This window comes from Bradyrhizobium sp. Leo170, assembly GCF_004296405.1.
GTDB lineage: Bacteria > Pseudomonadota > Alphaproteobacteria > Rhizobiales > Xanthobacteraceae > Bradyrhizobium.
On sequence record NZ_PSRR01000313.1, the window covers coordinates 1 to 10,197 of the forward strand.

The 10,197-nt window shown below is 64.6% G+C and carries 9 protein-coding genes and 2 pseudogenes; 9 read left to right on the forward strand and 2 right to left on the reverse strand.

Annotated elements, in window-relative coordinates:
• Positions 1-163, reverse strand: a pseudogene (locus tag CWO89_RS48325) (uracil-DNA glycosylase); the annotation flags it as partial.
• Between the two features lie 143 nt (positions 164-306).
• Here CWO89_RS48325 and CWO89_RS34540 point away from each other — a divergent pair.
• The 3 genes from CWO89_RS34540 (at position 307) to CWO89_RS34550 (ending at position 4,964) form a co-directional block, all read left to right on the forward strand.
• Positions 307-1,965 carry an electron transfer flavoprotein-ubiquinone oxidoreductase gene (locus tag CWO89_RS34540; RefSeq protein WP_130582917.1) on the forward strand — a complete coding sequence of 553 codons (1,659 nt, stop codon included), beginning with the start codon at positions 307-309 and terminating at the stop codon, positions 1,963-1,965.
• 298 nt (positions 1,966-2,263) lie between these two features.
• A complete protein-coding gene (locus tag CWO89_RS34545) occupies positions 2,264-4,048 on the forward strand; it encodes a tetratricopeptide repeat protein (RefSeq protein ID WP_130582918.1) in 1,785 nt (594 codons plus the stop codon).
• A 28-nt stretch (positions 4,049-4,076) separates the two neighbouring features.
• The gene (locus CWO89_RS34550; RefSeq protein WP_130582919.1) at positions 4,077-4,964 is read left to right on the forward strand and encodes a 4-(cytidine 5'-diphospho)-2-C-methyl-D-erythritol kinase; all 888 of its coding nucleotides are present in this window, start codon (positions 4,077-4,079) and stop codon (positions 4,962-4,964) included.
• 147 nt (positions 4,965-5,111) lie between these two features.
• Here the strand turns inward: CWO89_RS34550 and CWO89_RS34555 are convergent, their stop codons facing one another.
• On the reverse strand, positions 5,112-6,122 hold the full coding sequence (locus tag CWO89_RS34555; RefSeq protein ID WP_130582920.1) for a polyprenyl synthetase family protein: 1,011 nt from the start codon (positions 6,120-6,122) through the stop codon (positions 5,112-5,114).
• A gap of 169 nt (positions 6,123-6,291) precedes the next feature.
• On the opposite strand from CWO89_RS34555, the gene CWO89_RS34560 reads away from it, so the two are divergent.
• The 6 genes and pseudogenes from CWO89_RS34560 to CWO89_RS34585 all read left to right on the forward strand — a co-directional run.
• Positions 6,292-6,519 carry a putative signal transducing protein gene (locus tag CWO89_RS34560; protein ID WP_028166900.1) on the forward strand — a complete coding sequence of 76 codons (228 nt, stop codon included), beginning with the start codon at positions 6,292-6,294 and terminating at the stop codon, positions 6,517-6,519.
• A pseudogene (locus tag CWO89_RS34565) lies at positions 6,512-7,266 on the forward strand (methyltransferase). Before CWO89_RS34560 ends, CWO89_RS34565 begins: the two are co-directional and overlap by 8 nt.
• A gap of 233 nt (positions 7,267-7,499) precedes the next feature.
• Positions 7,500-8,411, forward strand: coding sequence for a S49 family peptidase (locus CWO89_RS34570; RefSeq protein ID WP_130582921.1), 912 nt, complete (start codon positions 7,500-7,502; stop codon positions 8,409-8,411).
• A 215-nt stretch (positions 8,412-8,626) separates the two neighbouring features.
• Positions 8,627-8,818, forward strand: coding sequence for a hypothetical protein (locus CWO89_RS34575; protein WP_130582922.1), 192 nt, complete (start codon positions 8,627-8,629; stop codon positions 8,816-8,818).
• A gap of 274 nt (positions 8,819-9,092) precedes the next feature.
• Complete coding sequence (locus CWO89_RS34580) at positions 9,093-10,028, forward strand: glycine--tRNA ligase subunit alpha (RefSeq protein WP_130582923.1); 936 nt, start codon at positions 9,093-9,095, stop codon at positions 10,026-10,028.
• A partial coding sequence (locus tag CWO89_RS34585; RefSeq protein ID WP_130582924.1) for a glycine--tRNA ligase subunit beta occupies positions 10,028-10,197 on the forward strand: 170 nt, incomplete at its 3' end. The genes CWO89_RS34580 and CWO89_RS34585, both read left to right, overlap by 1 nt.

Consider the following 10,197-nt stretch of genomic DNA (forward strand, 5'->3'; position numbering starts at 1 on the left):
CCCGCTGCGGACGCGACGGCGCTATCTCGCGCGGCGGGGCGGCGGGAACAGGCTCCGCCTCCGCGAGCCGGTTGACCGGCTCGTCAACAAGCGCGCAATCGACCCCGGCCTCGAGGTAAAAGGCCAGCAATTGCTTTAAGGTAGGGGCGGGCTCGGGCGTCATGGTGGGATACAAGTCCTCCGCCCGCAATTTAGGATGCATCGCGCCGTCGCGAAATGCATTTCAATGGTTGTCCTCGCGACAAAAATCGGAAACAACGCAGCCTAACCAATTAGAAGCGTTCTCAACCGGGCTGAGAAGAGACCATGAGCACCGAAGAACTACCGCCCCGCGAATCCATGGAATTCGACGTCGTGATCGTCGGCGCCGGACCGTCGGGCCTCTCGGCTGCGATCCGGCTGAAACAGCTCAATCCCGATCTCAACATCGTCGTGGTGGAGAAGGGTTCCGAGGTCGGCGCGCATATCCTCTCCGGTGCGGTGATCGATCCGGTGTCGCTCGACAAATTGATTCCGGACTGGCGCGAGGATGCCGACTGTCCGCTGAAGACCCAGGTGAAGGACGACCGCTTCTACTGGATGACGGCAGCCGGTGCGATCCGGCTGCCGGCCTTCATGATGCCGCCGTTGATGAACAATCATCACTGCTATATCGGCTCGCTCGGCAATGTCTGCCGCTGGCTGGCGCCGAAGGCGGAAGCGCTGGGCGTCGAGATCTATCCGGGCTTTGCTGCCGCCGAAGTGCTCTATGACGACAACGGCAATGTGCGCGGCATCGCCACCGGCGACATGGGCATCGCCAAGGACGGCTCGCACAAGGACTCCTACACCCGCGGCATGGAGCTCGTCGGCAAATACACGCTGTTCGCCGAAGGCGCGCGCGGCAGCCTGTCGAAGCAGCTCATCGCGAAGTACCAGCTCGATGCGAAGAGCGAGCCGCCGAAATTCGGCATCGGATTGAAAGAGGTATGGCAGATCGATCCCGCCAAGCACCAGAAGGGCCTGATCCAGCATTCCTTCGGCTGGCCGCTCAACAATTCCACCGGCGGCGGCTCGTTCCTCTATCACTACGACGACAACCGCGTCGCCGTCGGCTTCGTCGTGCATCTCAACTACGACGATCCGTATCTGTCGCCGTTCGACGAATTCCAGCGCTTCAAGACGCACCCTTCCGTCCGTGCCGTGCTCGAAGGCGGCAAGCGGCTCGCCTATGGCGCGCGTGCCATTACCGAGGGCGGCTATCAATCGGTACCGCGGCTGACCTTCCCGGGCGGCGCGCTGATCGGCTGCGCGGCCGGCTTCGTCAACGTGCCGCGCATCAAGGGCGTGCACAACGCGATGGGCAGCGGCATGCTCGCCGCCGAGCATGTCGCGGCGGCGATCGGCGCCGGCCGCGCCAATGACGAACTCGTGGAATATGAAAACGCCTGGCGCGATTCCGCCATCGGCAAGGACCTGCATCGTGTCCGCAACGTCAAGCCGCTATGGTCGAAGTTCGGCACTGTGATCGGCGTCGCGCTCGGCGGCTTCGACATGTGGTGCAACACGCTGGGCTTCTCGCTGTTCGGAACTCAATCGCACGCAAAGCCCGATCGCAAGACGCTGGACCCGGCGAAACAGCACACGTCGATCGCCTATCCGAAGCCGGACGGCAAGATCTCGTTCGACAAATTGTCCTCGGTGTTCCTCTCCAACACCAACCATGAGGAGGACCAGCCGGTTCATCTCAAGGTCGCCGACATGAACCTGCAGAAGACGTCGGAGCACGACGTCTACGCCGGCCCCTCCAATCGCTATTGCCCGGCCGGTGTCTATGAATGGGTCGAGGAAGCCTCGGGCCCGCGCTTCCAGATCAACGCGCAGAACTGCGTCCACTGCAAAACCTGCGACGTGAAGGACCCGAACGGTAACATCACCTGGGTTCCGCCGGAGGGCGGTGGCGGGCCCAACTACGAGGCGATGTGACCGCGGCGATATAGGAATGGCCGGCCCGACCACGATTGTGTGAGTGGAGGCCCGGATAATCCGGCAAGACCGGTCACGATACCGCCACACTGAAGGCGTTTCGGGTATTAACGGTCAAATCGGCGGCTTTGAGGGCTATTCTGCTAATTGATTCGCCACCCGTGTCCTTGCGATTGGAGGCCAAAAACGGCATTGTCGCTGGCCGGGATGCCGCCGCTTGGGTCCGCATTCGACACTGATCCTGAGAGATCGCCGCCGTTAATCCCGCCGTTAATCCCTTGGAGCAAGGCGAACCGTGATGCTTTCTACACGCTTTAACCGCTGGACGATTGCTGCTCTCAGCCTGGCCGTGCTCGCCGCACCTGGCGCGCTCTATGCGCAGACGCCGGATCATCCCGCCGACAACGCGGCGCAGTTTCCGAGCAAGAACGACCTGAAATCGCTGACCACGGCCGGCAGCTATCTCGCCGCCCGCCACGCCAGCGTCGAGCGCGACGCGGCGTCCGCTGCGGCATTTTACCGCTCGGCACTCCGTACCGACCCGAAGAACAACGAACTGCTCGACCGCGCCTTCATCTCCTCGCTGGCCGAAGGCGACATCGACGAGGCCGTTAAGCTCGCCGACCGCATCCTCGCGCAGGACAAATCGAACCGCGTCGCGCGGCTCGTCGTCGGCGTACGCGACCTGAAGCTGAAGAAGTACGCGGCCGCGCAGGTCAACGTCAACCAGTCGATCCGCGGACCGATCACCGACCTGGTCGCGACGCTGCTGGCAGCCTGGGCGAGCTATGGCGCGGGCGATGCCAAGGTGGCGGTCGCCAACATCGACAAGCTCACCGGGCCGGAATGGTACCCGCTGTTCAAGGATCTCCACGCCGGCATGATCCTGGAGCTTTCCGGCAAGGAGAAGGACGCGGGCACCCGCTTCGAGCGCGCCTACAAGCTCGATGATTCCATGTTGCGGATCGTGGACGAATATGCGCGCTGGTCGTCGCGCAACAAGGATGCGGCTGCCGCGACGTCCCTCTATGAGGCCTTCGACAAGAAGTTGCCGCGCCACCCGCTGGTGCAGGAGGGCATCCGCGAGGCCAAGGCCGGCAAGAAGCTATCGCCGCTGGTCGATTCGGCGCAGGCCGGCGCGGCCGAAGCGCTCTATGGCATCGGCGCGACGCTGACGCGCCGCGGCGGCGAGGATCTGGCGCTGGTCTATCTGCAGCTTGCGCTGTACCTGCAGCCCAATCATCCGCTGGCGCTGCTCTCGCTCGCGGACCTCTATGAGAGCGTCAAGAAACCGCAGATGGCGATCAAGATCTATGAGCGGATGCCGGCCTCATCGCCGCTGAAGCGCAACGCGCAGATCCAGCTTGCGACCGATCTCGACGCCGCCGACCGCAGCGACGAGGCGATCAAGATCCTGAAGGAGCTCACCTCCGATTCGACGAAGGACATCGAGGCCATCATGGCGCTCGGCAATATCGAGCGTGGCCGCAAGAAATTCGCCGATTGCGCCGGCACCTACACGCAGGCGATCGATGCGATGCCGACGGCCGGCGACAAGAACGCCTGGGTCACCTACTACTACCGCGGCATCTGCGAGGAGCGCTCCAAGCAGTGGACCAAGGCTGAAGCCGACATGCGCAAGGCGCTGGAGATGCAGCCCGAGCAGCCGCATGTGCTGAACTATCTCGGCTATTCCTGGATCGATCAGGGCATCAATCTCGACGAAGGCATGAAGATGATCAAGCGTGCCGTCGAGCAGCGCCCCGACGACGGCTACATCGTGGATTCGCTCGGCTGGGCCTATTACCGCATCGGCAATTACGATGAGGCGGTGAAGCAGCTCGAGCGCGCCATCGACCTCAAGCCGGAAGATCCGACCATCAACGACCATCTCGGCGACGCCTATTGGCGGGTCGGCCGCACGCTGGAAGCTAAGTTCCAGTGGGCGCATGCGCGCGACCTCAAGCCGGAGGCCGACGAGCTGCCGAAGATCGAAGCCAAGATCGAGAACGGCCTGCCGGAGGACGCCTCTAATAACGCCGCCGCCGTCGAGAAGAAGAAAGAAGACGGCAAGGGCGGCTGATCCAAAGAGATTATGGGGCGGTTTGTCGATGCCGGCGCTGATTGAGGACGCACGTGCCAAGGTCAACCTGACCCTGCGGGTGATCGGGCGGCGCGTCGACGGCTATCACGACCTTGAAAGCGTGGTGGCGTTCGCCGATTGCGCCGATCGCCTGACGCTGACGCCGGGCGAAGAACTCACGCTCACGACCTCAGGGCCGATGGCGGAGGCTTGCGGCGAGACCGCTGATAATCTCGTGCTGAAGGCCGCGCGCCTGCTCGGCGAGCGCGTTCCCGGCCTGAAGGCCGGCAGCTTTGCGCTGGAGAAGGTGTTGCCGGTGGCCGCCGGGATCGGCGGCGGTTCGGCCGATGCCGCGGCGGCGCTGCGGCTGCTCGCGCGACTAAACGATCTCGCCCTCGACGACGAGCGTCTGCGCGACGTTGCGCTGAAAACCGGCGCCGACGTGCCGGTCTGCGTCGCCTCGCATGCCTGCGACATGACCGGGGTCGGCGAGACGCTGATGCCGTTGAACCTGCCGAAGCTGCCGTGCGTCATGGTCAATCCGCGGATCCCCGTCGCCACCAAGGACGTGTTCGCGGAGCTTGGCTTGCGCCCCGGCGACCTCCTGGTCGGCGCCACCGACGTGATGCTGCAGGCGCCGTCCTGGCCGGAGCAGGGCGGCTCGCTCGACGAGTGGGTCGAGGCCCTTGCCGCCAGCTCGAACGATCTGGAAGCGCCGGCGGTGCGCATCCAGCCCGTGATCGGCGCGGTGATCGCCGCGCTCAACGCCACCGATGGCGCCTGGCTCGCGCGAATGTCCGGCTCGGGCGCCACATGTTTTGCGATCTATGAGAACACCGCCGACGCCCAGCGCGCGGCCGAGAAGCTCCGCCGCGAGCACCCCATCTGGTGGGTGCATTCGGGCGTGCTGAGCTGAAGTAGCGCAACCTGCTCTATCTATCCTACGCGGCTGTCGTCACCCGCGAAGGCGGGTGACCCAGTATTCCAGAGACGTCAGAGCAGAATCGAGAAGCCGCCGCTTACTGGATACCCCGCCTTCGCGGGGTATGACGGCGGAACAAACTCAATGCGAGCGCGCCAGGCAGAAGGCTACGACCTGCTCCAGGGCGGTCTTCATCGGGGAGGGCGGAAACAGCGCCAGCGCGTCGACGGCCATGGCGCCGTAGTGGTGGGCGCGGGTCAGTGTGTCCTCGAGCGCGCGGTGCTTGGTCATCAACCCGATCGCGTGGTCGAGATCGCCGCCGCGGATTTCGCCCTGCTCCAGCGCGCGGACCCAGAACTCGCGTTCGCTGTCATTGCCGCGGCGGAACGCCAGCACCACCGGCAATGTGATCTTGCCCTCGCGGAAATCGTCACCGACGTTCTTGCCGAGCTTGGCGGACTTGCCGCCATAGTCGAGCACGTCGTCGACGAGCTGGAAGGCGATGCCGAGATTCATGCCGACCGAGCGGCACGCGGTCTGCTCCGCCTTCGGCCGGTTGGCGATGACCGGGCCGACCTCGCAGGCGGCGGCGAACAGCTCCGCGGTCTTGCCGCGGATCACGGCGAGATATTCGTCCTCGGTGGTCGCGGTGTTCTTGGCGGCGGCAAGCTGCATCACCTCGCCCTCGGCGATGGTGGCAGCGGCCGAGGAAAGGATGTCGAGCGCGCGCAGCGAGCCGACCTCGACCATCATGCGGAAGGCCTGGCCGAGCAGGAAGTCGCCGACCAGGACGCTGGCCTCGTTGCCCCAGAGCATCCGCGCCGACAATTTGCCGCGCCGGAGCTCGCTTTCGTCGACCACGTCGTCATGCAGCAGAGTTGCGGTATGCATGAACTCGACGGCGGCGGCGAGCTTGATATGGCCGTCGCCGGAATAGCCGGAGAGCTGGGCCATCGCCAATGTCAGCATCGGCCGCAGGCGTTTTCCCCCGGAGGAGATCAGGTGGTTGGCGACCTCCGGGATCATCGTGACCTCGGAGCCGGTCCGCGCCAGGATGGTCGCGTTGACGCGTTCCATGTCGGCGGCGACCAGGGCGACCAGCGGGTCTATCGAAGCGTTCGACGGGTTTTCAAAGGGGACAATAACCGCCACGCTGGTCTCCAAATTTGCCGAAATCACACTATCCTAGGGCGTGACCCGGCAAGTCGATCACTGCGCCTAAAGACTACAATAGAAACTGCGCGCTGGGGCGGCAAGGGTACGAAGCTGTTGACATCTGTCGCATGGTCTGCGCTGGGCATGAAACATGGAGAACGAACACTTGCGGGAATTGGTCCGAACCAATGACATGGTGCTGGTGTCTGCGATCACCGCATTGCTCGACAGCGCCAATATCCATCATCTGGTGCTGGACCAGAACATGAGCGTCATCGAGGGATCGCTCGGCATCCTGCCGCGGCGTATCCTGGTCCATGAGGACGACAACCGCGCCGCGCGTGAGTTGTTGGCCGATGCGGGTTTCGCGCATGAATTGCGCGCCGATGAGTGAAGACGTCAGCGAGGACGCCTTTCTCGGCGGACGATTGCTGCTGCGACAGCTCAAGTCGGGTCACCGCGCCGGACATGACGCCATGTTGCTCGCCGCCGCGACGCGCGCGCGTCACCGCGATCGCGTGGCCGATCTGGGCGCGGGCGTCGGCGCCGCCGGCCTTGCGCTGGCCAAACGTGTTGCCGGCATCGGCCTGGTGATGGTCGAGATCGACGCGCAGCTAGCTGCACTTGCCGAGGCTAACGCCGCCGCCAATGCGATTTCCGCCGACGTGATCGTGCTCGACGTTGAATCGTCAGCGGAGGCCTTTGCCGCCGCCGGCCTGCCGCCCGACAGCGTCGATGTCGTGCTGATGAATCCGCCGTTCAATGATTCCCGGCGCCACCGCGCTTCGCCGGACCGGGCGCGCGAGGTCGCGCACATCGCGTCGGCGACAACCTTGCAAAGCTGGATCCATGCCGCGCGGCGCATTCTGAAATCCGGAGGAGAATTGACGCTGATCTGGCGCGCCGATGGCATTGCCGAGGTGCTGGCCGCGCTCGATCGCGGCTTCGGCAGCCTCGAGATCCTGCCCGTTCACGCCGATGTGACCGCGGTGGCGGGCCGCATCCTGGTTCGCGCGGTCAAAGGCGGGCGCGCGCGACGCGCCTCCATGCCGCTCTCGTGCTCAATGACGAGTCTGGCGTGCCTAATAAAGAGGTACAGGAGAGCTTGATGGGGAAGGGGATATTGCCGCTTGCCGGGTGAAGATGCCGGACCGCGGACCTGTCCTTTACTATTGCGGGAGCGTGTCCGACTGCCGTTCGGGTGCTGCGGTAAAGTGAACCGCCGCGAGCAGGGTACCGATCAGCAAAATCAGCAGATAGATTTTCATCTTGCTCTCCGCTGCGCGATTGCAGCTAGAACACCGCGATGCAAGGGGCGTTCCATCAGTGGATGACAGTGGTGGGATAAAAAACGGTTAATTCGAGGTAACGGGAATGAGTGAACAAAGAATTGATCGCCCCGGACTGCCGGGCCTCTTCGAGAGGCTCGAGGGCTGGCTCCCGGCACGGCTGCGGCGTGGCATGGCCGTGGTGCCGGTGGTACGACTGTCGGGCGTGATCGGCGCGGTGACGCCGCTGCGGCCCGGCATGACGCTCGCCGGCATCGCGAAGACGCTCGAGCGCGCGTTCGCGATCCGCAACGCCAAGGCGGTGGCGCTGGTGATCAATTCGCCCGGCGGCTCGCCGGTGCAGTCGCGCCAGATCTATCTGCGGATCCGGCAGCTCGCCGCCGAAAAGAAGCTGCCGGTGTTGGTGTTCGTCGAGGACGTCGCGGCCTCCGGCGGCTACATGATCGCCTGCGCGGGCGACGAGATCTTCTGCGACCCGTCCTCCATCCTCGGTTCGATCGGGGTGGTCGGCGGCAGCTTCGGTTTCCAGGAACTGATCCGGAAGATCGGCGTCGAGCGGCGGCTCTATACTGCCGGCGAGCACAAGGCGATGCTCGATCCGTTCCTCCCCGAGAAGCCCGAGGAGGTGGCGCGGCTGAAGTCGATCCAGCGCGAGATCCACGAGATCTTCATCGCGCTGGTCAAGGAGAGCCGGGGTGCGCGGCTGAAAGGCGCCGACGATGTGCTCTTCACCGGCGAATATTGGGCCGGCGAATCCTCGATTGCGCTCGGCCTGGCGGACGGGATCGGCGACCTCCGCTCGACGCTCCGTGCCCGCTACGGGGAGAAGGTGCTGACGCCGGTGATTGCGCCCGCAAGCGGGCTGTTGTCGGGGCTTCTCGGGCGGCGGTCGCCCGGGGCCGGCTCGCTGGCGGCGCTGGACCCGCTCGGAGGACTGCCGGATGATTTGATCTCGGCGCTGGAAACGCGGGCGATCTGGGCCAAATTCGGGTTCTAGAGCTTCGGTTCTGATTGAAATCAGAACCGAAGCTCTAGATTCTTTTGTTTTGACGCGTTTTCTTCACGCGAACCGGTGTCCACTTCGCTCGAAAACGCTTTGAAGATGCTGCCGTTTGCCGCATCCGTTACCAAAAGGTTGATTGCGGACCGCCCCAGCTTAAGCGAAAATACCAGCTATTGGGGGCCTGAGAGGTGAACGACAAGGATCGACCGATGCCAGCCATGATCGCATTTGCGGGCGTTTTGGGAGGGCTCGCCGTGGTCCGCTGGGCCTATCGCACGGCCGTGCGGATCAACGAGGAACTGGAAGAGGCGCGTCGCGCCCACATGGCCGAGGCCGTCAGCCGCAGCGAGATTCCGACCCTGCGCCGCGACCCCGTCACCGGCGCCTACCGCCCGGGCTAGGGACTCACATACTCGTCATGCCCGGGCTTGCCCGTCTTCGCTATGGCTTCGCCGGACTGACACTAGAGTGCCCGGCGAAGCCTTGGCGTAGCCCGGTCCCGGGCATCCACGCCCTTCCTTCCTGCTGATGCTGGCCGGGACAAGCCCGGCCATGACGGAGCACGTGGGACGCGTCTTTCGCGCAATGGGGAGGCGCGTTCGCCTTGATTCCCCGTCTTCCCGCCGATACGGTCCGCGCGCTTTCAAACACCTCATCGCGAGACCGATGCCGACGATGGATTCCCTGCCCGCCCATATGCGCCCGGAACGTTCGTTCCAGGGACTGATCCTGACGCTGCAGCGCTACTGGGCGGATTACGGCTGCGTGATCCTGCAGCCCTATGACATGGAGGTCGGTGCCGGCACCTTCCATCCCGCCACGACCTTGCGCGCGCTGGGGCCGAAGCGCTGGAACGCTGCCTATGTGCAGCCCTCGCGCCGGCCGAAGGACGGCCGCTATGGCGAGAACCCCAACCGTCTCCAGCACTATTACCAGTTCCAGGTGATCCTGAAGCCGTCGCCATCCGACATCCAGGAGCTCTATCTGAAATCGCTGGCCGCGATCGGCGTCGATTCGGCGCTGCATGACATCCGCTTTGTCGAGGACGACTGGGAGAGCCCGACGCTCGGGGCCTGGGGCCTGGGCTGGGAATGCTGGTGCGACGGCATGGAGGTGTCGCAGTTCACCTATTTCCAGCAGGTCGCGGGCGTCGAATGTGCGCCGGTGGCGGGCGAGCTCACTTACGGGCTCGAGCGGCTGGCGATGTATGTGCAGGGCGTCGACCGCGTCTACGACCTCAACTTCAACGGCCGCGAGGGCGCCGAGAAGGTCGCCTATGGCGACGTGTTCCTGCAGGCCGAGCAGGAATATTCGCGGCACAATTTCGAGATTGCCGACACCGCGATGCTGTTCGAACAGTTCAGGATGGCCGAGGAAGCCTGCAAGAAATATCTCGCGGCCGGTTGGCGCGAGGGTGGCAACCAGCGGGAGCACCTGATGGCGCTGCCGGCCTATGACCAGTGCATCAAGGCCAGCCACGTGTTCAACCTGCTCGACTCGCGCGGCGTGATCTCGGTGACGGAGCGGCAGAGCTACATCCTGCGGGTGCGCGAATTGGCGAAAGCCTGCGGCGAAGCCTGGGTGCACACCGAAGCCGGCAGGGCCGCCTGATGCCTGATCTCCTGCTCGAACTGTTTTCCGAGGAAATCCCCGCGCGCATGCAGGCGAAGGCGGCGGACGATCTGCGCCGCATGGTGACCGACAAGCTGGTCGCCGAGGGGCTGGTTTACGAAGGCGCCCGGGCGTTCGCGACGCCGCGGCGGCTGGCGCTGACCGTGCA

Coding starts and splice junctions, on each gene's coding strand:
- CWO89_RS34540 (WP_130582917.1), top strand. CDS start 307: ATGAGCACCGAAGAACTACCGCCCCGCGAATCCATGGAATTCGACGTC.
- CWO89_RS34545 (WP_130582918.1), top strand. CDS start 2,264: ATGCTTTCTACACGCTTTAACCGCTGGACGATTGCTGCTCTCAGCCTG.
- CWO89_RS34550 (WP_130582919.1), top strand. CDS start 4,077: ATGCCGGCGCTGATTGAGGACGCACGTGCCAAGGTCAACCTGACCCTG.
- CWO89_RS34570 (WP_130582921.1), top strand. CDS start 7,500: ATGAGTGAACAAAGAATTGATCGCCCCGGACTGCCGGGCCTCTTCGAG.
- CWO89_RS34575 (WP_130582922.1), top strand. CDS start 8,627: ATGCCAGCCATGATCGCATTTGCGGGCGTTTTGGGAGGGCTCGCCGTG.
- CWO89_RS34580 (WP_130582923.1), top strand. CDS start 9,093: ATGGATTCCCTGCCCGCCCATATGCGCCCGGAACGTTCGTTCCAGGGA.